The organism is Microbacterium oxydans (genome assembly GCF_026559675.1).
Taxonomy (GTDB): Bacteria; Actinomycetota; Actinomycetes; order Actinomycetales; family Microbacteriaceae; genus Microbacterium; species Microbacterium oxydans_D.
On record NZ_CP092891.1, the window covers coordinates 1116208 to 1138754 of the forward strand.

The window sequence follows — 22547 nt, forward strand, 5'->3', positions numbered from 1 at the left end:
GAGTCTGCCATGCGCCTCATGTGCGCCGGATCATCGAGAGACTGCGCGAGCGGGCGGACCCGGTGGCGGTGATGGTCGTCGTCCTCGTACCTGTGCTGGTCATCGTCCTGGTGCTGGTCCGCATCCTGGTGCTGATGCTCGTCCTCGTCCTCGTCCTGGCGGTGGCGCCGGTGGAGGTGGAGGTGGAGGTGGAGGTGGAGGGAGAGCGGGGTGTGCGCCATTGCCGGAGGGGATCCCACCAGGCAGGGCCACGGACCTGTGGGGTGCCGTGTCGCATGCGGATCTCCCACCCCGACGTGTCGAGGGTGCGGTGGTGGTGCCAGCAGAGCGCGACGCCGTTGTCGGTGTGGGTGGGGCCACCATGGGAGTGCTCATGGACGTGGTGGATCTCGCACCAGGTCGCGGGGACATGGCATCCCGGGATGAGGCATTCTCTGTCGCGGAGGGTGATCGCCCGTCTCTGGTGGGTGGTGAAGATGCGGTCGGTGGTGGTGATCCCGATGATCCGCGCGCTCGGGTCGAACAGCACCCGCTGCACTCCTCCCGCGCACGCCGTGTGCGCGGCCACCCGCATGGAGACGGGGGTGTCGATCCCGTCGACGTGTGCCCACCCGCTCCCGGTCGCGTAGTCCTCCGCCGTGACGGACACGACCAGCGTCGGTGCCGCGCCGCCCAGGCGTGGCATGTCGTCGTGGCGGGCGGCGATCCCGAGGGCGGCGGCGAGGGCGTCGTGCTGCTTCTGCGCGTGCGTGCGGGTGTCCACCGTCTGCCCCGCGTCGCCGGAGGGCAGGACACCCTCGTCCATCCCGTGCTGCGCCTGCGGGCGGCGTTCCCCGTCGGCGACCCCGTCCTCGGCGTCCGTCTCTTGCGAGTCTGTTTCTTGCGGGTCCGCCTCCTCGGCGTCCGTCTCCTCCGGGTCCGTCTCTTCGGAGGGGCGGAACATCACCCCGGGCAGGGGTGGGCCGTCGACTCTGGGGTTCAGGTAGGCGTCGAAGATCCGTTGCAGCTGTCCCGCGACCTCGGGCAGCAGTCCTCCCCGGATCGGGATCACGCCGTCCTTGGCTCGTCCGAGGATGACTCCCCGCGCGCGCATCGCGATCTCCTCCGCCGGTTCGGCCCCGTCCGGGTCGAGATACTGCACGATCACCTGGGCCAGGACGCGAAGGTCCTCCGGCGTCGCCGACGGCGCGGTGTCATCCGCATCACCGCTCTCCGCACTGCTCTCGGCGCTGCCCTCCGCACCGACCTCCACCTCCGCCGCCGGGATCCCGCGCGCAAAAGCGGCGAGTTCCGTATACGCTCGCAAACGGTCCTCTGTCCCCACCCGGTGCCCGGCCTGTTCCACGGGTCCGGTCGCGGCGAGGAGCCCTGCCACTCCGATCACCCCGTCTTGCAGGGCGGTCCGGAGCGCGGGCCATCGGGCCGGCAGCCAGCCACCGGACGACAGATCCATCTCCCGGGCGTACGGCTTTCGCGGCCTTCACCACCCGCCCCGCACCCACCGCGTCGGTCCGCAGCACCCGCTGCAGGAGTTCACCCACCGTCCGGCAGCCGAACTGTCCGCAGAACGCGGTATCGCCCGACCCCGCCGGCCGTGGATCCGTGGAGGCGATCGTCTCCACGATCACGGCGTCGACCCGTCGCTGCGCCTCGCCCGCCACCCGCAACAGGTGCATCTTCTCGGCGTCAGGCAACTCCGTGATCGCCTCCGAGCGCAGCACCTCATCCAGGTCGGCCACGACCTGTTCGAGGAGCTCCACCGCGGTGTTCATGTCCCCAGTCAACTCGGGGCCACCGACATTCGTAGCGCTGATAACGCCTGATCAAGGCAGTATTCCAGAACACTTTTCCGTATCCCCGCGGCCCTCCACAGAAGCCCCGAATCTACGGCTTCTCCACACGCCCGCGGAACACGCCCGCGGAACACGCGCGCGGAGCACGCCTGCAGAGGACGCCGGCAGAGGACGCCTGCAGAGGACGCCTGCAGAGGACGCCTGCAGAGCACGACCGCCCGACCGCACGACCGCACGACCGCACGAGCTCACGAGTTCACGAGTTCACGAGTTCACGAGTTCACGCGGATGATCTCCTGCTGGTACGGCGCGATGACGTCGCCCGAGATGCGAAGGTCCAAGAGCAGGAACCGTCGCGACGCGGCGTCCTCCCGTGCCCAGGAGGCCAGGCGTTCGAGGTCGGCCAGCGTGCGCACGACGACGCCCTCGGCGCCCACGGCGGCTCCGAACGCGGCGAAGTCCACCTCGGGGATACGCATCGGTCCCTCGGCCAGGCCTTTGAGGCCGTACAGGTTCACCTCGGCGCCGTACGCCGCGTCGTTCCAGACCACGGCCATTCCCCGGCCGCCGGCCGCGCGGACGGCGGACTCGAGATCCGCGATCGCCATCAGCCCTCCACCGTCGCCCGAGGTGAGCACCACGGTCGACTCGCGCCGGGCGAGGGCGGCTCCCACGACGCTGGGCCATCCCTGCCCGATCGACTGGAACGCGGTGCCGACCATCATCATGCGATCGGGAGCGGCGACCGGCCAGTACATGTTCGCCCATCCGATGAAGTGTCCGCCGTCGGATACCACGACGCGGTCCTCGGGAAGGAGTTCCGCGATGCGGCGGGCTGCGGACCGCGGGTCGAGGCGTCCGTCGGGCGCCAGGTCGTCGCCGGCGTCGTACGTGCGGGCCGACGCGATGTCGACGCTCTCCCGCCAGGGGTTCGCCGGCTCGGCGGCCCCGATCCTCGTCACCAGGGCTTCCGCTGCGAGACGGGCGTCGGCGCGCACGAAGCCGCCGACGTGGGCGTGCGTCGCCGCGGGAGCGATGTCGATCTGGAAGACCCGCGTGCCGGGCGCGAACAGCTCGCCGAACCGCATCGTGAACTGGTTCAGTGCGGCCCCGAACACGACGGCGACATCGGCCGTCCGGACGAGCTCCATCGCCCCGTCGGCACCGAAGCCGCCCGTCACGCCGAGGTCGTACCGTGCATCCGGGAACACACCGCGCCCGAGTGCCGACGAGGCGGTGAGGGCACCGGTCGCCGCTGCCAGCTCGCCCAGTGCGGCGCTCGCGCCGGAGAGCCATGCGCCGCGCCCGGCCAGCAGGAACGGGCGCTCGGCGCCGGCCAGCGCGGCGGCGATCTCGTCGAGCATGCCCTCGGCGAACTCCCCGCGCGGCGCGAGCGGCGCCGGGAGTCGCGGCGACGGAGCCTCCGGCACGTCTCCCGCCTCGAGCGCGGCGACGTCGTAGGGGATGGCGAGCACGACCGGCAGGCGATAGGTGAGGGCGTGCTCGATCGCGATCACCGTGGTCGCGGCGGCATCCGCGCGGCCGACCGTATACGTGCGAGCCCCCACCGCCGAGGCGAGAGCGATCTGATCGACGTCCCACGGTCGCGGACCCGACGTGGGCTCGTCGCCCACCACCAGCACCAGCGGCACACGCGCCTGCACGGCCTCGGCCAGCGCGGTCAGGGTGTTCGTGAAACCGGCGCCGTACGTCGAGGTGCCCGCGGCGATGCGTCCGGATGCGCGGAAGTGCGCGTCCGCGGCGACCACGGCACCCTGCTCGTGGCGGACGGCCGTGAACACCGCGTCCGTCTGGGTCTCGATCGCGTCGAGGAAGTAGGCGTTGCCGTTGCCCATCACGCCGAAGACGGCATCGATGTGCTGGGCGAGGGTGAGGGCGACGTGCGCGGAGACGGTGGGCATGCGAAGGCCTTTCGAGACAGGGACGGAGGAACTGCGGATCCGTATGTGTCTCGCCTCCGCGTCATCGCGAAGTGCTTCGTGCCTCTTTTTCAGGCACCGGCCGGGCCGGACCCGCTCAGTCTATTGGCGGGAGGCGCGGCCGGCGTGCGCGAGAATGGACGGATGACGGATGCAGCGATCGAGCGCGAGACACTCACCTGGGACGGCTTCGGAGCGGCCACGCGCGATCTGGCGCGGAGCATCGTCGCCAGCGGCTTCGAGCCGGAGGTGGTCGTGGCGATCGCCCGCGGCGGACTGCTCCCGGCCGGCGCGATCGCGTACGGCCTCGGCGCCAAGAACTGCGGCGCCATCAACGTGGAGTTCTACACCGGCATCGGCACCGTGCTCGACGCGCCGGAGGTCCTGCCTCCCGAGCTCGACATGGCCTACCTCGACGGTCGCCGGGTGCTGCTCGTGGACGACGTGGCCGACTCGGGGCGCACCCTCGCGCTGGCCGTGCAGCTGCTGCAGGACAAGGGCGCCGACGTGCGCTCCGTCACGATCTACACCAAGCCGTCGACGATCATCCAGCCTGACTTCGCCTGGAAGGACACGGATCTCTGGATCAACTTCCCGTGGTCGTCCCAGGGCACCGTGCGCGAAGAGGACGAGGGGCTCGCCCCGTCGGCCTGACCCGCGCGAGCGTCAACCCCGCAGAAGCGAACGCAGCGTCTGGATCGTGTCGGCCTCGGCGGGTGACTTGTCGGATCGATAGCCCTTCACCCGGGCGAAGCGCAGCGCGATGCCGCCCGGATAGCGTGGGGAGCGCTGCACGCCGTCGATCGCGATCTCCACGACGACCTCGGGGCGCAGGAACACCGTGGAGGCCGTGCGGTGCGACTCGTACGTGGGGAACTGCTCGGTCTGCCAGCGCAGCAGCTCGTCGGTGAGGCCCTTGAAGGTCTTGCCGACCATCACGAAGCCCTCGCGGTCGCCGAACTCTCCCGCGGGATCGCGCGCGCCCAGGTGCAGGTTCGACAGCCAGCCGCGTCGTCGGCCGGAGCCCCATTCCGCGCCGAGGACGACCAGGTCGAAGGTGAGGACGGGCTTGACCTTGATCCACGACTTGCCCCGACGGCCGGCGGCGTAGGGGGCGTCGATCGCCTTGACCACGACGCCCTCGTGGCCGGCTGCGAGAGCGTCGCGTGACAGCTGCTCGGCGGCGTCCGCGTCGTCCGTGACGAGGCCGGGCATCCGCCATTCCCCGGCCACGCGATCGAGCTCGGCCAGCCGGACGGAGAGCGGCTCGTCGATCAGGTCGCGTCCGTCGATGTGCAGCAGGTCGAAGAACCAGGGGCGCAGCACGAGCTCCCGCGAGACCTCGGCGCCGAACCGCGACATGGTCTCCTGGAACGGGCGTGGGACGCCGTCCTCATCCAGCGACAGCGTCTCGCCGTCGAGGATGAGGTCGTCGACCGGGAGCGAGCGCACGATCTCGACGATCTCGGGCACCCGATGCGTGATGTCGGCCAGGCTCCGCGTGTAGACGCCCACCTCGTCGCCGTGACGGTGCACCTGGATGCGGGCGCCGTCGAGCTTGTACTCGACCGAGGCCCGCCCGGTGGCCTCCAGCGCGGCGGAGGGGGTCGCCGCCGTGGCCGCCAGCATCGGCAGGACGGGACGGCCCACCTGCAGGCCGATCGCGTCGAGGTCGCCCTCGGCTCCGGTGAGCGCGACGCGGGCAGTCTCACCCAGATCCCCGGACAGCATCGCCGCGCGCCGGACGGCGGCGGGCGGCCGATCGGCGGCGCGGGCGATCGCGTCGAGGAGCACTCCCGACAGGGCGCCGGTGCGGAGCTCGCCGAGCATCGCCCGGACGAGGAAGTCCCATTCGGCCGCCGTCGCGCGGGAGGCGAGGTCGACGAGGATGCCGGTGCGGGCCGCCGCCGAACCGGAACCGGACGTCGTGGCGAGGGCATCGAGCGAGGCGTCGACATCGCCCACCGTCAGAGCGGCATCGTCGGCGTGCGCGATCTCGATCGTCGTGAGTCCGCGCCATCCGACGCCCAGTCGGCCCTGGCGAGGGGAGGCGAGCAGGAGCCCCACGAGCGAAGCCAGCTCATCGGGCTCCGACCGCGCCAGCAGCCGCGCCAGCGCATCGACTTTCGCGAGTCGAGATGACGTGGCGGAGACCTCTGCTGTCGTGGCGACGACCTCGGAGAGCATCATCTCCGTATTGTCGCATCGGCCACCGACACCGGACAGGGCAGGCGTGTGTCACCCCGGATCAGGCCGCGCCCCCGTTACACGGCCGGGGCGCAAGCCGTGGTGCAAGCGCCGGGCACGGTGCGATCGACGGCTCCGGCCGCGGCATCGGCGTCAGCGCCCGTGGAACTCCGGCCGGCGCTTCTCCTGGAACGCCGCGAAGCCCTCGCGGTAGTCGTCGGTGTCGCAGAGCGCGGCCTGGGCGGCGTTCTCGATGCCGACCGCGTCCCACAGCGTCAGCCGCTCGTCGCGGATCCGGGCGATGAGCTCCTTGCTCGCGAGGAACGCCGCCGTGGCACCGCGCGCGGCCGCGGCTGCGGCATCCGTCGTCGCCTGCACGACGTCGTCATCGGGGAAGACGCGGGAGAAGAGGCCGGATGCCACGGCTTCGGCGCCGCTCATCAGCCGCCCCGTGTAGATCAGGTCGAGCGTCTTGTGGGCGCCGAGCCGTTCGAGGAAGAGCGCATGGCCGCCGGAGTCGAGCGTCGCGCCGAGTGCGGCGAAGGGCGAGCCGATCTTCGCCGATTCCGCGACGTAGACGACATCCGTGGCGATCAGCAGTCCGAGTCCGACCCCGAGGCAGGCACCGTGCGCGACGGCGAACGTCGGTGCGGGGAAGCGCGCCATGCGCTGCAGCAGCGGCGTCACGAGGTCGCCAAGGTAGCCGAGCACATCGTCATCCCGCGGATCCACACCCGAGATGTCCCGCCCCGCGCAGAACGCGCGCCCCTCTCCTCGCAGCACCAGTGCGCGCACGCCCGCGGCTTCTGCGGCGTCGTACGCGGATGCAAGCTCCCCCAGAGCCTGCTCGTCCAGGGCGTTCCGCTTCGCCGGCGCATCCAGCACGACCGTGGCGACGTCGTCGGCGATGGTGAGGTCGATCATGGGAGCCTCCGGGTCAGACGTCGTAGTCCACGACCACGCGGTCGCTGGTCGGATGGGACTGGCAGGTGAGCACGAAGCCGCGTTCGAGTTCGTCCGGCTCCAGGGCGTAGTTCTCCGTCATGGTCACGCTGCCCTCGATGACGCGGGCCCGGCAGGTGCCGCAGACACCGCCCGCGCACGCGAACGGGGCGTCGGGGCGCACGCGCAGCGCCGCGTTGAGCACGGACTCGTGTGCGTCGACCGGGCTCTCCACGGTCGAGGAGACGCCGTCGAGCGTGACCTCGATGCGCACGGTCTTCTCGCCCGCGCGCACCTGCACCGGACGGGCGGCGCGGACCGGTTCGTCCCCGGTCGTGAACAGCTCGAAGCGGATGTGCGAGCGGTCGACGCCGAGGTCGGCCAGCACGTCGCGGCAGAGATCGACCAGGGCGAGCGGTCCGCACAGGAACCACTCGTCGACGGTCGACGGCGGGATGAGCGACCCGAGGATCGTGCGGAGCTTCTCCTCGTCGATCCGCCCGGACAGCACGGGCGCCGCCCGCTGCTCGCGCGACAGCACATGATGCAGCACGAGCCTCGTCGGGTAGCGGTCCTTGAGGTCGGCGAGGTCTTCCAGGAACATCACGTCGAGTGTCGCGCGGTTCGTGTACAGGAGCGTGAAGCGTGAGGTGTCCGACCGGGTCAGCACCGTGTGCGCGAGCGCCATCAGCGGCGTGATGCCGGAGCCGGCGGCGATCCCGACCACGTGCCGGTCGTCGAGGTCGGGAAGCGCGGAGGTGAAGGTGCCCTGCGGGCTCATCACGTCGATCTCGAATCCGGGGCGCAGACCGGTCTGCGCCCACGTCGAGAACAGCCCGCCCTCGTCGCGCTTCACGGCGACGCTCAACCGCGTGTCCTGGCCGTCGTCGCGATGCTCCGGAGCCCGGCACAGCGAGTACGAGCGCCGCACCTCGACCCCGTCGAGCGTGGTGCGCAGGGCCACGTACTGGCCGGGGAGGTGGTCGTACTCGTCGGCGAGGGCGGCCGGCACGGTGAACGTCACCTCGACCGAGTCGTCGGTGAGCGGACGCACGTCCTCGACGGTGAGGGTGTGGAAGCGCGCGCGCTTGCGGGGCGCGGAGCGGCTGGGCGTCGTCGCGCGGGGAGAGGGTGCCGGCGCGGAGGTGAAGAGCGACATGTCAGTGCACCTTGAAGTGATCGAAGGGCTCGAGGCAGGCGCGGCACTCGAACAGTGCCTTGCACGAAGTCGAGCCGAAGCGGGAGACCTCGCGGGTGTCGAGCGAGCCGCACCGCGGGCAGCGCACGCTCAGCGACAGCCGGATCGGGCCGGTCGACACGGCGGCCCGGCCGGAGGGCGGCGCGATCCCGTACTCCGCGAGCTTGGTCTTGCCCGCGTCCGTCATCCAGTCCGTCGTCCAGGCGGGGGAGAGCACCAGCCGCACCTCGACCTCGTCGTAGCCGGCGGCCGTGAGCGCGAGGATCACGTCGTCGCGGATCGTGTCCGTCGCGGGGCAGCCGCTGTACGTCGGGGTGATGTCGACATGGACGTGCGAGCCCTCGACCTCGACGGCGCGCAGCACACCGAGGTCTTCGATCGTGAGCACGGGGACCTCGGGGTCGGGCACGGCGGCGGCGATCCGCCAGGCCTCCTGCGTCGGGGTCGTCGCGGGCGTCACCATGATGCCCCCGGATGCCGCCGCGCGAGCACCTGCATCTCCGCGAGGATGTGACCGAGAGGCGTCGCGTGCGCCCCGTGCCTCCCGCCGGCGGACGATGCCGCGACCTCCGGGATCGCCAGCCCCGCCTCGGTGAAGACGGTCGTGACCACGCCTTCGAACCCGGCCCGGAGGGTCGATGGACGCACGGCGGCGTCGCCGAGCCGCTCGATCAGGTCGTCGTCGCGGAACAGCTCGTCGACGTACGGCCAGACGTCGCCGTTCGCGCGGATGATCCGGGCGCGGGACTCCTCCGTGCCGCCGGCGAGGCGCAGCATCCACTGCACCGCGTGATCGCGGTGGTAGTCGACCTCTTTGAGCGACTTCTCCGCGATCGCGGCGAACGTCTCGTCCGTGCTCGCGCGCAAGAGGGAGTACAGCTCGAACATGTAGATCGCGACGACGAACTGCCGGGCGATCGTCTGTGCGAAGTCGCCGTTGGGCTGCTGCACGATCCACACGCAGCGGAACTCGGGCTCGTCGCGGAAGAACGCGAGCTCGTCTTCGCTGCGCCCGTCGAACGATCCGGCGTAGTGGAGGAACGAGCGTGCATGGCCCAGGAGGTCGAGCGCGATGTTGCCCAGGGCGACGTCTTCCTCCAGCTCGGGGGCGTTGGCGATCCAGGCACCCAGCTGCTGGGAGAGGATGAGCGCGTCGTCGCCCAGCCGCAGCGCGTACTCGGCGACGTCGGCCGACACGGCGACCGCGCCGGTGCCCGAGAGCTCCTGGGAGAGGCGGAGCTCGTCGACCGAGACGTCGCCGTGGACGTCGATGTCCTCGTGCGCCGCGCTCACAGGTGCGGCACTCCCTCGGAGGCCGTGTAGTACACGGCGTGGCGGTAGTTCTTGCCCGCCGGGCTCTCGAAGTACGCGCCCTTGGCGTCGGGGTCGCTGGTCGTGATGGCCTCGGCCGGAGCGACCCAGATCGAGACGCCCTCGCCGCGACGGGTGTAGAGGTCGCGGGCGTTGCGGATGGCCATCTCGGCATCCGGTGCATGCAGTGAGCCGACGTGCACGTGGCTCAGGCCGCGGTTCGCCCGGACGAAGACCTCCCAGAGGGGCCAGGGTTCGCGCTCGTCGGCGCCCGGCGTCGCCATCAGGCCACCGCCCCGGCCGTCGTGTGCGCCGGAGGGGTGCCGAGACTCTGCTTGCGCGCGTACTCCGCCGCCGCCTCGCGCACCCACGCGCCCTCTTCGTGTGCCGTGCGACGACGCTCGAGCCGCTCCGCGTTGCAGGGACCGTTGCCCCGGAGCACCTCGAAGAACTCGTCCCAGTCGATCTCGCCGATCACGTACTGCCCGGTCTCCTCGTCGAGACGGAGGTCTGGGTCGGGGAGCGTGACGCCGAGGATCTCGGCCTGGGGGACGAGCATGCTGACGAAGCGCTGGCGCAGTTCGTCGTTCGAGAAGCGCTTGATCTTCCATTTCATGGACTGCGCGGAGTTGGGGGACTGGTCGTCGGGCGGACCGAACATCGCCAGGCTCGGCCAGTACCAGCGGTTCACGGCGTCCTGCGCCATCTCGCGCTGCTCCTCGGTGCCGCGCATGAGGGTGAGGAGGATCTCGAAGCCCTGGCGCTGGTGGAAGGACTCCTCCTTGCAGACGCGCACCATCGCACGGCCGTACGGTCCGTACGAGGCACGGCACAGCGGCACCTGGTTGCAGATCGCGGCACCGTCGACCAGCCAGCCGATCGCGCCCATGTCGGCCCAGGTCGGCGTGGGGTAGTTGAAGATCGACGAGTACTTGGCCTTGCCGCTGATGAGCTGATCCATCATCTCGTCGCGGGTGGTGCCGAGCGTCTGGGCTGCGGAGTAGAGGTAGAGGCCGTGGCCCGCCTCGTCCTGGACCTTCGCCATCAGGATCGCCTTGCGCTTCAGGCTCGGGGCCCGCGTGATCCAGTTGCCCTCCGGCTGCATGCCGATGATCTCGGAGTGCGCGTGCTGGGAGATCTGGCGGACGAGGGTCTTGCGATAGGCGTCCGGCATCCAGTCGCGGGGCTCGATGCGCTGCTCGTTCGCGATGAGCTCGTCGAAGAGACGCTCCTCATCGGAGATCTCGCCCACGAGGGACAGGTCTGCGGGACTGGTCATCGTCGACTCCTCGGCCTCCGGTCATCTTTACTGACCGATCGTTAGGTTATTCTCGCACACCGGGGCGACGTCCTCAAGGAGGAGGTCAAAGCGAGCGCGAGATCAGCTCCAGGAGCGCGCGGCCGTAGGCCTCCGCCGGGTCGGGATGCTCGAACGCGAGCGGCTCCCCGGCGATCCGGATCTCCACGCGGAAGGTGTCGTCGAGGCGCACCAACGAGTGGAAGGTGCCGCGCAGGAGGTCACGCAGCTGGTCCTCCCGTGGCAGCCAGACCGCATCCGCGAGGGTCACGGCGTCGAGCGCCCATTCCGTGGTGCCGTTGAACGCCAGATCGGTGCCGCTGGGTGTCTGACGCGCCTCGATCGTCATCCCGCTGACGGTGAAGACCTCGGCCTCCGCCTCGAGCTCCACCTCGTCGGGAAGGTCGAGCTGGAAGCGGTCGCCCTCGGTCGGATGCCAGGCGAGCCCGGCCTCTCGCAGGGCGACGGCCAGCTCACGCGTGATCATCCCCTCACGCTAGACGACGGGACGCGCCCGGAGGCCGGACGAACCTGTGGATGCCGGGCCCGAGGTGTCGGTGGGGTGGGGCAGAGTGGGGGCATGACCTCCGCCGCTCCCTCCGACACCCGCGAGGCCGCACGGGCCGCACTGCGAGAGCTCGTCGGCCGCCCGGACGCCGACTTCCACGACGGGCAGTACGAGGCGATCGAAGCGCTGGTCGAGGGGCGCCGCCGCGCCCTCGTGGTGCAGCGCACCGGCTGGGGGAAGTCCGCGGTGTACTTCGTCGCGACGCTGCTGCTGCGCCGGCAGGGTGCAGGGCCGACCGTGCTGGTGTCTCCGCTGCTGGCGCTCATGCGCGATCAGATCGCGGCCGCCGAGCGGGCCGGGGTGCGTGCGGTCGCGATCAACTCCACCAACGCGCACGAGTGGTCCGACGTGCTCGCGCAGCTCGATCGCGACGAGGTCGACGTGCTGCTCGTCTCGCCCGAGCGCCTCAACAACCCGGCCTTCCGCGAGGAGCAGCTGCCGGCGCTTGTGCGGCGCATCGGCATGCTCGTGGTCGACGAGGCGCACTGCATCAGCGACTGGGGGCACGACTTCCGTCCCGACTACCGCCGGTTGCGCGACCTTATCGCGCAGATGCCCGCCGACGTCCCCGTGCTCGCGACCACCGCGACCGCCAACAGCCGTGTCGTCGCCGATGTCGCCGAGCAGCTGGGCAGTCTGCAGGCCGGTGGCGAGGGCGGAGCGGAGCCGGTGCTGACGATCCGGGGCCCGCTGGCACGCACGTCCCTGCGGCTGGGGGTGCTGCGCCTGCGCGACTCGGCGAGCCGCCTCGCCTGGCTGCTGAGTCACCTCGACGACCTGCCCGGCTCGGGCATCATCTACACCCTGACCGTCGCGGCCGCCGTCGACACCGCTCGTCTACTGCGCGATCACGGGCACGAGGTGCGGGCGTACACCGGGCAGACCGACAGCGAGGAGCGCGCCGAGTCCGAGGGGATGCTCAAGCGCAACGAGGTCAAGGCGCTGGTCGCCACCAGCGCCCTGGGCATGGGGTTCGACAAGCCCGACCTCGGGTTCGTCCTGCACCTCGGCGCCCCTTCGTCGCCGGTGGCGTACTACCAGCAGGTGGGTCGAGCCGGTCGCGCGAGCGAGAGCGCCGACGTGCTGCTGCTGCCCGGCGTCGAGGACCGCGACATCTGGCACTACTTCGCGACTGCGTCGATGCCCGATCGCGAGCGCGCGGAGCGGGTGATCGGCGCGCTCGGCGATGCCCCGATCTCGACGCCCGCGCTCGAGGCGATGGTCGACATCCGTCGCACGCCGCTCGAACTGCTGCTCAAGGTGCTCGACGTCGACGGCGCCGTCCGGCGTGTGCAGGGCGGATGGATCGCGACCGGCGAACCGTGGACGTACGACGCCGAGCGCTACGAGCGCATCGCGGCGGAGCGGGTCGCCGAGCAGCAGCACATGATCGAGTACGAGCAGACCGACGGCTGTCGGATGGAGTTCCTGCAGCGTTCCCTGGACGACGACACGGCGGCGCCCTGCGGGAGATGCGACAACTGCGCGGGCACCTGGTTCCCGCGGGAGATCGGGCAGGCCGCGACGACCCAGGCTGCCGAGTCGCTCGATCGGGTGGGCGTTCCGATCGAAGCCCGACGTGCGTGGCCGACCGGGGCCGACCGGCTCAGCGTGCCCGTGAAGGGTCGCATCCCGGCCGATGAGCAGGCGGGCGAGGGCAGGGCGCTGGCGCGTCTCACGGACCTCGGCTGGGGAGGGGCGCTCCGCGAGCGCTTCGCGGCGGGCGCGGCCGATGCCCCCGTGACCCCGCAGCTGCTCGACGGCTGCGTGCGGGTGCTGGCGGGCTGGGGGTGGGAGGAACGACCGGTGGCCGTCGTCGCGATGCCGTCCCGGTCGCACCCGCTGCTCGTCGATTCGCTCGCCCGCGGGCTCGCCGACGTCGGGCGGCTGCCGTACCTCGGCGCGCTCGAGCCGATCGGTGGAGGGCCGACCGGTCAGCCGGGTGGGAACAGCGTCTTCCGCCTTGCCGGCGTGTGGGATCGTCTGGGTGCCCAGCACCTCGACGTGCCCGCGGGCCCCGTGCTCCTGGTGGACGACCTGGTCGACAGCCGGTGGACCATGACGGTCGCCGCGCGCGTGCTCCGTCAGGCCGGCGCGACCCAGGTCCTCCCGTTCGCCCTCGCCCTGCGCGGCTGACGCGGTCTCAGTCGTCGGCCGGCGCGAGGCGCGGCGGCCAGGCGGTGGCACCGAGTTCCCGGGAGATGTTCCTGGCAGTCTCCCGCAGTGCATTGAGGATCGCGTCCGAGGCGGGCGTCTGCGAGGTCGGCATCACGACGGCCACGGCGGCGACGATGTCGTTCGAGGCGTCGGCGACGGGGGCGGCGAGCGAGGATTCGCCCAGCACCGCCTCGTCGAACTCGCCGGCGGTGCCACGTTCGGCGATCGCGGGCAGCTCGAGCGTCAGCCGTGCGATGTCGGTCACGGTGTCGCCCGTGAGGCTGCGCAGCGGCTGCTCGAAGACGCTCCGCTGGAAGCCCTGGTCGTACGCGAGCAGCACCTTGCCCATGGCCGAGGCGTGCGCGGGGATCGCGACCCCCGTCTCCAGCATCTGCTGACTGTCGTCGGGCCGCAGGTTGTGATGGATCACGAGGACATCGGTGAAGTGCGGGGCGCCGAGTCGCACCGAGAGGTCGGTGCGGCGCGCGAGCTCCTGCGTCCAGCGCATCGCCCGTGCCCGCACGTCGAGTGTGTCGAGGTAGACGTTGCTGAGCCGGAGCAGCGTCGGGCCGAGCATGTAGCGCTGGCCGCCGCGCTCCTTGGCGACGAGCCCGTGCGAGCGCAGCGACTTCACGATCCCGTGCACGGTGGACGGCGGCAGGCCGAGCGCTGCGGCGAGGTCGGTGATGCCGAGGTGGCGTGCTCCCTGGAGCAGTTCGAGGATCTTCGCCGCGCGGTCGATCGCCTGGATCACGGGGGAGCCCTCCTTCCGGTGCGTCGTCGAGCCGGTGTGGTCGTGCCGGTCTTCCGGATTGATCTTGACAACCCGGCAGGCTCCGAGCATATTCGACATTAACGAATTGCTTTCGGATTTTTGCGGAAGAGACGCGCAACAGACCACAGAAGATCAAAGGAGATCGAACGATGAAGAAGCTCATCAACGCCCCCGAAGACGTTCTCGTCGAATCGCTGAGGGGCGTCGCTCTCGCTCATCCCGAGCTCTCCGTCGACCTGGAGAACCACGTCATCACCCGCGCCACACCGAAGGCGCAGGGCAAGGTCGCCGTCGTGTCCGGCGGCGGATCCGGTCACGAGCCGCTGCACGGCGGGTTCGTCGGCACCGGCATGCTCGACGCCGCCGTCGCGGGTGAGGTCTTCACCTCGCCGACGCCCGACCGCGTGCAGGTGGCCACGAAGGCCGTCGACCGCGGAGCCGGTGTCCTCCACATCGTCAAGAACTACACGGGCGACGTCCTGAACTTCGAGATGGCCGCCGAACTCGCCTCCATGGAGGGGATCGAGGTGGGCAGCGTGGTCGTCGACGACGACGTGGCCGTGCAGGACTCGCTGTACACGGCCGGTCGCCGCGGCGTGGGCCTCACCGTGCTGCTCGAGAAGATCGTCGGTGCCGCCGCGGAGGAGGGCCGCGATCTGGCCGCCGTCGTCGAGCTGGCGAAGAAGGTGAACGGGCAGGGCCGCTCGATGGGGATGGCGCTCACGAGCTGCACGGTGCCCGCCGCCGGCAAGCCGACGTTCGACCTCCCGGACGACCAGATGGAGATCGGCATCGGCATCCACGGAGAGCCGGGCCGTCACCGCGAACCGCTTGCTCCGGCATCCGACATCGCCCGGCAGCTCGTCGAGCCGATCCTCGCCGACATCGACGCGTCCGGACCGGCGATCGTGATGCTCAACGGGATGGGAGCCACGCCCCTGATCGAGCTGTACCTCATGTACGGCGAAGTCGCGGCGATCCTCGAGAAGTCCGGCGTGCAGATCGCCCGGAACCTCGTCGGCAACTACATCACCTCGCTCGACATGGCGGGATGCTCGGTCACGCTGCTCAAGGCCGACGGCGAGCTGCTGCGGCTGTGGGATGCCCCGGTGAACACGCCCGGCCTGCGGTGGGGCGCGTGATGGCGGCGATCGACACCACCGTCGTGGCCGACTGGATCTCCCGCTTCGGCGCCGCGGTCACCGAGAAGCGCGACTGGCTCACCGAACTCGACTCGGCGATCGGCGACGCCGATCACGGCGCCAACATGGCTCGCGGCATGAGCGCGGTCGGCGAGAAGCTGGGCGCGGGCACACCGGCGACCGTCGACGAACTCCTCAAGTCCGTCGGCATGACGCTCGTGAGCTCGGTGGGCGGGGCCAGCGGCCCCCTCTACGGCACCTTCTTCCTGCGTATGGGGATGACGGCGGGGGCGGTCTCCGAGCTCGACGGTCCCGGCCTCGCCGCGGCACTGCGCGCCGGACTCGACGGCATCGTCGCCCGCGGGAAGGCCGAGGCCGGCGACAAGACGATGTTCGATGCCATGGCACCGGCCGTCGATGCGCTGGACGAGGCGCTCGCCGCCGGCTCCTCGGTGCCGGATGCCGTCGGAGCGGCGGCGGACGCGGCTGCGAGGGGCCGAGACGCCACGCTGCCGCTCGTCGCCCGCAAGGGTCGGGCGAGCTATCTGGGGGAGCGGAGCGCCGGCCACCTCGATCCCGGTGCCGCCTCGACGGCCATCCTCTTCGAGACGCTCGCCGCGGCGGTCGCGGACAGCGCCTGATGATCGGCATCGTCGCCGTCTCCCACAGCGCACGACTCGGGGAGGCGGCGCTCGAGCTCGCCCTGCAGATGGTCCCGCGCGGCGGGGTGCGCGTCGAGGTCGCGGCCGGGGCCGGGGTGGACGCCGACGGCGAGCCGATCCTCGGCACCGACGCCGTCGCGGTGGCGACCGCGATCGATGCGCTCGCCGAGGACTGCGACGGCGTGCTCGTGCTCATGGACCTCGGCTCCGCTGTGCTCAGCGCGGAGCTGGCGCTCGAACTGCGCGCGAGCGACGTGCCCGTGCGACTCGCGCCCGCTCCGTTCGTGGAGGGGCTGCTCGCCGCGGTCGTCTCCGCGGCGGCGGGAGGGGCACTGGACCTGGTGGCCGAGGAAGCCTCTGCCGCGCTGGGGGCGAAGACCGGGCAGCTCGACGCCGCCGATCCCGGCTCCTCTCCCGGGGCTCCTGCTCCGACGTCCACGGCGTCGCCCGCCGATTACGCCGCCGAGGCGGACGCGCTCGTGCGCACGGTCCGGGTCCGCAATCCGCAGGGGATCCATGCGCGACCGGCCGCCCTGATCGCCGAGGCCGCCGCCGGAGTGGACGTGCGCCTCCGGCGGCTGCCTGACGGCCCCGAGGCCTCGGCCGCGAGCCTCACCCGCCTCCTCGTCCTCGGGGCGCGGCAGGGGGACGAACTGGAGCTGTCCGCCCGAGGACCCGAAGCGCTCGCCGTGCTCGACCGCCTCTCCGGCCTGTTCGACGACGGCTTCGGTGAGGGGACCGAGCAGGTCGTGGCCGCGGCGCCGACATCCGCATCCGAGGCCGAGGCGTCGGCGGCCGCGAAGCCCGCGGAGTCGAGCCCGCGATCCGTCCCGATCTCCTCCGGCACCGTGCTGCAGGGGCGCGGGGTGAGCCCGGGCCGCGTGGCCGCTCCCGTCGTGCACCTCGCACCGGCGCTTCCGGAGCCCGACGCGGACGCCGTCGTCGCGGTCCCCGATCGGGACGCCGAGGTCTCCGCGATCGAGTGGGCGGCCGTCGCGGTCGCCGATCAGCTCCGCTCCCGCACCGCGCAGGCGACGGGGGAGACCCGGGCGATCCTCGATGCGTCACGGCTGCTCGCCTCCGACCCGGAGCTGGTGTCCGAGGCGACCGCGCTGGTGCGGGCGAAGGGGCGCACCGCCGCGCGCGCGGTATGGGAGACGGCTGCCGGCCACGAGAGGGGGCTGGCCGCTCTGGGCGGGCGCATGGCCGAGCGCGTCGCCGACATCCGCGATGTGCGCGACCGGATCATCGCCGAGATCCTCCAGGTGGACATGCCGGGCGTTCCGGAGCGCGATGAGCCGTTCGTGCTCGTGGCGACCGACCTCGCACCGGCAGACACCGCGGCGCTCGACGGCGGCCGGTGCGTCGCCCTCGTCACCGAGCAGGGCGGTCCGACCTCGCACACGGCGATCATCGCGCGTTCCCTCGGTCTGCCGGCCGTCGTCGGGGTCACCGGCGCCGTCGGCATTCCCGACGGCGCCGTGCTCCTCGTCGACGGCGACCGGGGCACGGTGCAGGTCGACCCGGCGGAGTCCGAAGTCGCCGATGCGAGGGCCGCCGCGACCGTCGTCGCCTTCGACGGACGCGGCCGCCTCGCGGACGGGCGTCGTCTGCCCCTGCTCGCGAACGTGGGCGGCGCTGCCGATGCCCGGGCGGGAGCGACGGCGCAGGCGGAGGGGATCGGGCTCTTCCGCACCGAGTTCTGCTTCCTCGGCCGGAGCGATGCGCCCACCGTGGCGGAGCAGATCGAGGCCTATCGCGGCGTGCTCGCGGCGTTCCCCGGGCGCAAGGTGGTGGTCCGCACCCTCGACGCGGGCAGCGACAAGCCGCTCCCGTTCGCGAACGCGGAGCAGGAGGAGAATCCGGCGCTCGGAGTGCGCGGACTGCGCATCGCCCGCCGCAACCCCGGCCTCCTCGACGATCAACTGCGCGCGCTCGCCGCGGCGGCGGAGCAGGAGTCGGCCGATGTCGAGGTGATGGCTCCCATGGTCGCCACGGTCGACGAGGCGGCGGAGTTCGCGGCCCGGTGCCGGGGCGCCGGTCTCGAGCGGGTCGGGATCATGATCGAGACGCCCTCGGCCGCCCTGCTCGCCGCCGAGCTCTTCGAGGTCGTCGACTTCGTGAGTCTCGGGACCAATGATCTCGCCCAGTACACGATGGCGGCGGACCGGCTCCTGAGCGACCTCGGCGACCTCAACGACCCGTGGCAGCCTGCGGTGCTCCGCCTGATCGGGATCGTGGGCGCCGCCGGTCGTGCGGCGGGCAAGCACGTCGGCGTGTGTGGGGAGGCAGGCGGAGACCCGACCCTGGCCCCGGTGCTCGTCGGTCTCGGCGCGACCTCCCTGTCGATGACCCCGCGCTCCCTCGGCCGTGTCGCGGCGGCACTCGATGCGGTCACGGAGGACGACTGCGTCCGCGCCGCGGAGGCTGCCCGCAACGCAGCCACAGCGGCGGAGGCCCACGAGGCCGTGAGGGAGATCCTCGCCGGGAGCGCCGGGCGCTGAACGTGACGGGGCATATGCCCGTGGCGGCATGCGTTTCATCACGTTCCGATGACGACGATGGCCCGGCACTGCGGCGGGTCGGGTGCTTCCCACTACGCTGACGCTCAGGGGGCCCGCAGGGGCGCACGATCTCGACGGAGGGTCGATATATATGTCTCGAGCGCTGCACAACAGGACGTCGCGGAGCGGAGGGGTGCTCGGCGGGTTCCTCGTCGCGGCTCTCCTTCTGCTCCCGGGATGCGCACCGGCGCCTCAGTCGACCCCGACGCCCACGGCGGCACCGGAGACCCCGGCGCCGGAGCCCTACGCCGGGCCGCTCGCGTTCGTCGGCGACGAGCTGGAGCTGTTCGCGCTGACCCCCGACGAGGTCGCCGGCCTGCTCCCCGATGCGCCGTCCGCGGGCCCGGTGTCGGACGCGCTCCTGCAGTACTCCGATGGCGGCGGCGCCGAGTTCGTTCCCGCCGTCTGCGGGCTGCTCATGACGGAGACGTCGATGCGCAGCATCGGCGCACGCACGGTGCTCTGGGGTGAGGAGGCGGAGGGCGCACACGACTCCGGCGGGCAGTACATCCTGCAGTTCGCCTCCGAGGAGGTCGCGGCTGCGCGGATGGACCAGTTGGCATCGACGGTGGAGCAGTGCGCGACATTCGAGGCGGATGGCCCGGGGAGCTTCGAGGCCTTCGCCGCTCCGGAGGTCGACGGGGTCCGGGCGTTCGCCGGCACCTTCTCGGCGGACTTCGCCGGCAACCCGTGGAGCGCGCATCACGCGTTCGCGGCCGTCGGGAACGTGATCGTGCATCTCACGCAGCCTTCCCGCGAGGAGTCCGCCTTCGACGCCGAGGCGGCGGCGCTGCTGCTTCGTGACCGTGCCGTCGAGGCTCGCGCGACCTTGATCGACGAGCTCACCGCGAACCCGCCGGAGGCGTCGGCGTCACCGGAGCCCGGTGCGGCAGATGCACCGTGGGGCGAGTGGGACATGTCCTCGACGGGGACCGGCCCGCTCCTGCTGGGCTCGGACCGCGACACCGCGTTGGCCGCGGTGCCCGGTGCGACCGTGGCGGAGTTCGACTGGACGGACAACCCGGTGCGTCTGGTGAGTCCGGACGGCACGGCCTCCCTTGTCCTCTGGTTCACGGAGGACGGCTCCACGCTCGACGCGATCACCGCCGGAATCGCGAATCTCGACGGCGACACCGACCCGGACGGCGCCGTGCTCCCGTCCACGGGCGGCGTGCGCATCGGTGCCGCCATCTCCGATGCGGTCGCAGCCTTCCCCGAGGGCACGTTCCTCACCGTCGTCTCCTCGGGTGAGTTCTTCTACGAGTGGTCGACCCGGGAGGGCGGGACGATCCGCTTCCGTGCCGACCGCGATGCCAGCGACCCCGATGCCGTGATCACCGGCGTGACCATCGAAGACGCCACGCTGCTGCCGCCGCTCTCCATCAGCTGACGCGCGTGGCACCGACGCTCGATTCCGCCTCCGGGCTGTATTCCTGACCGATCGTTCGGTTAGTATGGGGCGGTCGGGACGCGGCTGTCCCGTGCGGAGCGCGACGAGGAGGTCGGCGATGACAGAGGCGACGACGGAGACGGCGGATGCCGTGCGACCCAACCGGGCCATGATGGAGCGCGATCGGGCGTCGGCGATGCTCGGTCTCGTGGTCGAGCGGGACGATCCCGGCCACGCGGTGGTGTCGATGCGCGTGCGCGACGACATGACGAACGGCTTCCACATCACCCACGGCGGGTTCGTGTTCGCCCTCGCCGACACCGCCTTCGCGATCGCCTGCAACGAGGACGACCGGGTCACGGTCGCCGCCGGTGCCGACATCTCCTTCCTCAAGCCCACGGTGTCGGGGCAGACCCTGACCGCGACGGCCGTCCGGCGTTCGAGGTCGGGCCGCTCGGGCATCTACGACGTCACCGTCGCCGACGAGCACGGCGAACCCGTCGCCGAGTTCCGCGGCCGCTCCCGCACCACCAGCCAGACGTTCTGACCACACACCGATCCGACGGAGCCCACCGTGTCGACGACGACCGAAACCCTCACCGTCCGCCCTCCCGCACCCGACGAACTCGATCCCGAGGAGCGTCTGAGTCGCGAGGAGATCACCGCGCTCCAGCTCGAGCGGCTCCAGTGGACCGTGCAGCACGCCTACGCGAACGTGCCGCTCTACACGCAGAAGTTCGATGCGGCGGGGGTGCACCCCGATGACATCCGCTCGCTCGACGATGTCCGGCGCCTGCCGTTCACGACCAAGGACGACCTGCGCCAGACGTACCCGTTCGGCATGTTCGCGGTCCCGATGACCGAGGTCGCCCGCATCCACGCCTCCAGCGGCACGACCGGTCGCCCGACGGTCGTCGGCTACACGCGCGGCGATCTGGATCGGTGGGGGTCGCTGGTCGCCCGCTCGCTGCGCGCGAGCGGCATCCGACGGGGCATGAAGGTGCACAACGCGTACGGGTACGGCCTGTTCACCGGCGGTCTGGGTGCGCATGCGGGCATCGAGGCGCTGGGCGCGACCGTCATCCCGATGTCGGGCGGGCAGACCGCGCGGCAGGTGCAGCTCATCCTCGACTTCGAACCGGACGCGATCCTGTGCACGCCGAGCTATCTGCTCACGATCGCCGATGCGATGGTGGCGCAGGGGGTGGATCCCCGTTCCACCTCCCTCAAGGTCGCGGTGCTCGGCGCGGAGCCGTGGACCAACGAGATGCGGCATGAGCTCGAGCAGCGCCTCGACATCGATGCCCTCGATATCTTCGGGCTGAGCGAGGTCATGGGTCCGGGCGTCGGCAACGAGTGCATCGAGACCAAGGACGGTCCGCACCTCTGGGAGGACCACTTCCTGCCCGAGGTGATCGACGGGGAGACGCTCCAGGCGCTGCCCGACGGCGATCGTGGCGAGCTCGTGTTCACCTCGCTCACGAAGGAGGCGTTCCCCGTGATCCGCTATCGCACGCGCGACATCACCCGACTGCTGCCGGGTACCGCGCGCCCGGGCATGCGGCGGATGGAGAAGGTCACCGGCCGCAACGACGACATGATCATCCTGCGCGGCGTGAACCTCTTCCCGACGCAGATCGAGGAGCTCGTGCTCGGCATCGAGCAGCTCACGCCGCACTTCATCCTGGAACTCTCCAAGGAGGGGAGGATGGACGCGCTGACGGTGCGGATCGAGCGTCACCCCGACCTGTCCGTGGAGACCTGCCGGAGCGCGGCAGCGGTGCTGGCACAGCGCATCAAGGTGTTCGTCGGCTCCTCCGTCGCGGTGCAGCTGGAGGAACCGGGCGCCCTGCCGCGGAGCGAGGGCAAGTTCAAGCGGGTCTACGACCTGCGCTGACCCGATCCGACGCTCCGACGCCGCGCGAGCGCCGGTGCGCGGATCACCGCGGGTCGGATGGGAGACTGTGGGTGATGTCCGAGATGCAGAGCACGCGACGAGGCCGCCCCGGCTATGACCAGCAGGGCATCCTCGCCGTCGCCGTCACCGCCTTCAACGAGCACGGGTACGACGCCACGTCCATCGGCATGCTCGCCGAGCGCCTGGGCCTGTCGAAGTCCGCGATCTATCACCACTTCGGGTCGAAGGACGAGATGCTCGACCGTGCGCTCGATGCGGCGCTGAGCGGGCTCGAGGCCGTCGTCGACGACCCTCTTCCCGCGGACGGCAGCGCGGATGCGAGCGCGGTGGACCGCCTCGAGCACGTGCTGCGCGGAGCCGTGCGGGTGCTGGTGGAGCAGCTCCCCGCCGTGACGCTGCTGCTGCGCGTGCGCGGGAACACCGAGGTCGAGCGCCAGGCGCTCACGCGACGTCGCGTGTTCGACCGGCGGATCACGGCTCTCGTCGAGGAGGCGCAGGCGGAGGGGGAGCTGCGGTCCGACATCGATGCCAGCGTCGTCGCCCGGCTCGTGTTCGGCATGATCAACTCGATCGTCGAGTGGTATCGCCCGGGAGGACGCGAGGGCGCCGATCGGCTCGCCGACGACGTCGTCGCGCTCGCCCTGGACGGTCTGCGACGTCCGGACGTCGCAGCGGCCGCCCCGGCCGTCTGACCGGGACGCCG

At 71.4% G+C, this 22547-nt stretch carries 20 protein-coding genes and 1 pseudogene; 10 read left to right on the forward strand and 11 right to left on the reverse strand.

The genetic code is table 11. The features are described from left to right. Positions 1–16: 16 nt before the first annotated feature. The gene (locus MME74_RS05315; protein ID WP_267417682.1) at positions 17–1306 is read right to left on the reverse strand and encodes an HNH endonuclease signature motif containing protein; all 1290 of its coding nucleotides are present in this window, start codon (positions 1304–1306) and stop codon (positions 17–19) included. A gap of 759 nt (positions 1307–2065) precedes the next feature. Beyond that, positions 2066–3715, reverse strand: coding sequence for a thiamine pyrophosphate-binding protein (locus tag MME74_RS05320; protein ID WP_267417683.1), 1650 nt, complete (start codon positions 3713–3715; stop codon positions 2066–2068). Between the two features lie 162 nt (positions 3716–3877). On the opposite strand from MME74_RS05320, the gene MME74_RS05325 reads away from it, so the two are divergent. Next, positions 3878–4387, forward strand: a complete 510-nt coding sequence (locus MME74_RS05325) for a phosphoribosyltransferase (protein ID WP_267417684.1) — start codon at positions 3878–3880, stop codon at positions 4385–4387. A 12-nt stretch (positions 4388–4399) separates the two neighbouring features. Here MME74_RS05325 and MME74_RS05330 read toward each other — a convergent pair whose 3' ends face one another. From MME74_RS05330 to MME74_RS05365, 8 genes are all read right to left on the reverse strand, one after another. Beyond that, the gene (locus MME74_RS05330) at positions 4400–5923 is read right to left on the reverse strand and encodes an ATP-dependent DNA ligase (RefSeq protein ID WP_267417685.1); all 1524 of its coding nucleotides are present in this window, start codon (positions 5921–5923) and stop codon (positions 4400–4402) included. Between the two features lie 150 nt (positions 5924–6073). After that, on the reverse strand, positions 6074–6844 hold the full coding sequence (locus MME74_RS05335; protein ID WP_267417686.1) for an enoyl-CoA hydratase/isomerase family protein: 771 nt from the start codon (positions 6842–6844) through the stop codon (positions 6074–6076). 13 nt (positions 6845–6857) lie between these two features. Further along, complete coding sequence (gene paaE / locus MME74_RS05340) at positions 6858–8021, reverse strand: 1,2-phenylacetyl-CoA epoxidase subunit PaaE (RefSeq protein WP_267417687.1); 1164 nt, start codon at positions 8019–8021, stop codon at positions 6858–6860. 1 nt (position 8022) lies between these two features. Then, positions 8023–8523, reverse strand: a complete 501-nt coding sequence (gene paaD, locus MME74_RS05345) for a 1,2-phenylacetyl-CoA epoxidase subunit PaaD (RefSeq protein ID WP_267417688.1) — start codon at positions 8521–8523, stop codon at positions 8023–8025. Next, complete coding sequence (gene paaC, locus MME74_RS05350) at positions 8517–9353, reverse strand: 1,2-phenylacetyl-CoA epoxidase subunit PaaC (protein WP_267417689.1); 837 nt, start codon at positions 9351–9353, stop codon at positions 8517–8519. The genes paaD and paaC overlap by 7 nt, the downstream gene beginning before the upstream one ends. Beyond that, a complete protein-coding gene (gene paaB / locus MME74_RS05355) occupies positions 9350–9655 on the reverse strand; it encodes a 1,2-phenylacetyl-CoA epoxidase subunit PaaB (protein ID WP_029262355.1) in 306 nt (101 codons plus the stop codon). Before paaB ends, paaC begins: the two co-directional genes overlap by 4 nt. Next, positions 9655–10650: a 1,2-phenylacetyl-CoA epoxidase subunit PaaA gene (gene paaA / locus MME74_RS05360; RefSeq protein WP_267417690.1), complete on the reverse strand. Its 996-nt coding sequence runs from the start codon at positions 10648–10650 to the stop codon at positions 9655–9657. Before paaA ends, paaB begins: the two co-directional genes overlap by 1 nt. An 85-nt stretch (positions 10651–10735) precedes the next feature. Further along, complete coding sequence (locus MME74_RS05365; protein ID WP_267417691.1) at positions 10736–11155, reverse strand: pilus assembly protein CpaE; 420 nt, start codon at positions 11153–11155, stop codon at positions 10736–10738. A 93-nt stretch (positions 11156–11248) separates the two neighbouring features. Here MME74_RS05365 and MME74_RS05370 point away from each other — a divergent pair, with 93 nt between their 5' ends. Beyond that, positions 11249–13372, forward strand: a complete 2124-nt coding sequence (locus tag MME74_RS05370) for a RecQ family ATP-dependent DNA helicase (RefSeq protein ID WP_267417692.1) — start codon at positions 11249–11251, stop codon at positions 13370–13372. Positions 13373–13379: 7 nt separating this feature from the next. Here MME74_RS05370 and MME74_RS05375 read toward each other — a convergent pair whose 3' ends face one another. After that, positions 13380–14246, reverse strand: a complete 867-nt coding sequence (locus MME74_RS05375) for an IclR family transcriptional regulator (RefSeq protein ID WP_267417693.1) — start codon at positions 14244–14246, stop codon at positions 13380–13382. A 71-nt stretch (positions 14247–14317) separates the two neighbouring features. On the opposite strand from MME74_RS05375, the gene dhaK reads away from it, so the two are divergent. The 8 genes and pseudogenes from dhaK (at position 14318) to MME74_RS05410 (ending at position 22536) form a co-directional block, all read left to right on the forward strand. Next, complete coding sequence (dhaK, locus tag MME74_RS05380) at positions 14318–15310, forward strand: dihydroxyacetone kinase subunit DhaK (RefSeq protein ID WP_267417694.1); 993 nt, start codon at positions 14318–14320, stop codon at positions 15308–15310. After that, positions 15310–15951: a dihydroxyacetone kinase subunit DhaL gene (gene dhaL / locus MME74_RS05385; protein ID WP_267417695.1), complete on the forward strand. Its 642-nt coding sequence runs from the start codon at positions 15310–15312 to the stop codon at positions 15949–15951. The genes dhaK and dhaL overlap by 1 nt, the downstream gene beginning before the upstream one ends. Then, positions 15951–16679, forward strand: a pseudogene (locus tag MME74_RS18370) (HPr family phosphocarrier protein); the annotation flags it as partial. The gene dhaL and the pseudogene MME74_RS18370, both read left to right, overlap by 1 nt. 126 nt (positions 16680–16805) lie before the next feature. Beyond that, entirely contained in the window at positions 16806–18476 is a 1671-nt protein-coding gene (gene ptsP / locus MME74_RS05390) for a phosphoenolpyruvate--protein phosphotransferase (RefSeq protein WP_416383341.1), read from the forward strand. A 151-nt stretch (positions 18477–18627) separates the two neighbouring features. After that, on the forward strand, positions 18628–19926 hold the full coding sequence (locus MME74_RS05395) for a hypothetical protein (RefSeq protein ID WP_267417697.1): 1299 nt from the start codon (positions 18628–18630) through the stop codon (positions 19924–19926). Positions 19927–20044: 118 nt separating this feature from the next. Next, positions 20045–20473: a hydroxyphenylacetyl-CoA thioesterase PaaI gene (paaI, locus tag MME74_RS05400; RefSeq protein WP_267417698.1), complete on the forward strand. Its 429-nt coding sequence runs from the start codon at positions 20045–20047 to the stop codon at positions 20471–20473. Positions 20474–20500: 27 nt separating this feature from the next. Then, on the forward strand, positions 20501–21823 hold the full coding sequence (gene paaK, locus MME74_RS05405; protein WP_267417699.1) for a phenylacetate--CoA ligase PaaK: 1323 nt from the start codon (positions 20501–20503) through the stop codon (positions 21821–21823). 74 nt (positions 21824–21897) lie between these two features. Continuing rightward, entirely contained in the window at positions 21898–22536 is a 639-nt protein-coding gene (locus MME74_RS05410; RefSeq protein WP_267417700.1) for a TetR/AcrR family transcriptional regulator, read from the forward strand. Positions 22537–22547: the final 11 nt, after the last annotated feature.

Coding starts and splice junctions, on each gene's coding strand:
- MME74_RS05320 (WP_267417683.1), bottom strand. CDS start 3,715: ATGCCCACCGTCTCCGCGCACGTCGCCCTCACCCTCGCCCAGCACATC.
- MME74_RS05325 (WP_267417684.1), top strand. CDS start 3,878: ATGACGGATGCAGCGATCGAGCGCGAGACACTCACCTGGGACGGCTTC.
- MME74_RS05330 (WP_267417685.1), bottom strand. CDS start 5,923: ATGATGCTCTCCGAGGTCGTCGCCACGACAGCAGAGGTCTCCGCCACG.
- MME74_RS05335 (WP_267417686.1), bottom strand. CDS start 6,844: ATGATCGACCTCACCATCGCCGACGACGTCGCCACGGTCGTGCTGGAT.
- paaE (WP_267417687.1), bottom strand. CDS start 8,021: ATGTCGCTCTTCACCTCCGCGCCGGCACCCTCTCCCCGCGCGACGACG.
- paaD (WP_267417688.1), bottom strand. CDS start 8,523: ATGGTGACGCCCGCGACGACCCCGACGCAGGAGGCCTGGCGGATCGCC.
- paaB (WP_029262355.1), bottom strand. CDS start 9,655: ATGGCGACGCCGGGCGCCGACGAGCGCGAACCCTGGCCCCTCTGGGAG.
- paaA (WP_267417690.1), bottom strand. CDS start 10,650: ATGACCAGTCCCGCAGACCTGTCCCTCGTGGGCGAGATCTCCGATGAG.
- MME74_RS05365 (WP_267417691.1), bottom strand. CDS start 11,155: ATGATCACGCGTGAGCTGGCCGTCGCCCTGCGAGAGGCCGGGCTCGCC.
- MME74_RS05370 (WP_267417692.1), top strand. CDS start 11,249: ATGACCTCCGCCGCTCCCTCCGACACCCGCGAGGCCGCACGGGCCGCA.
- MME74_RS05375 (WP_267417693.1), bottom strand. CDS start 14,246: ATGTCGAATATGCTCGGAGCCTGCCGGGTTGTCAAGATCAATCCGGAA.
- dhaK (WP_267417694.1), top strand. CDS start 14,318: ATGAAGAAGCTCATCAACGCCCCCGAAGACGTTCTCGTCGAATCGCTG.
- dhaL (WP_267417695.1), top strand. CDS start 15,310: ATGGCGGCGATCGACACCACCGTCGTGGCCGACTGGATCTCCCGCTTC.
- MME74_RS05395 (WP_267417697.1), top strand. CDS start 18,628: ATGTCTCGAGCGCTGCACAACAGGACGTCGCGGAGCGGAGGGGTGCTC.
- paaI (WP_267417698.1), top strand. CDS start 20,045: ATGACAGAGGCGACGACGGAGACGGCGGATGCCGTGCGACCCAACCGG.
- MME74_RS05410 (WP_267417700.1), top strand. CDS start 21,898: ATGTCCGAGATGCAGAGCACGCGACGAGGCCGCCCCGGCTATGACCAG.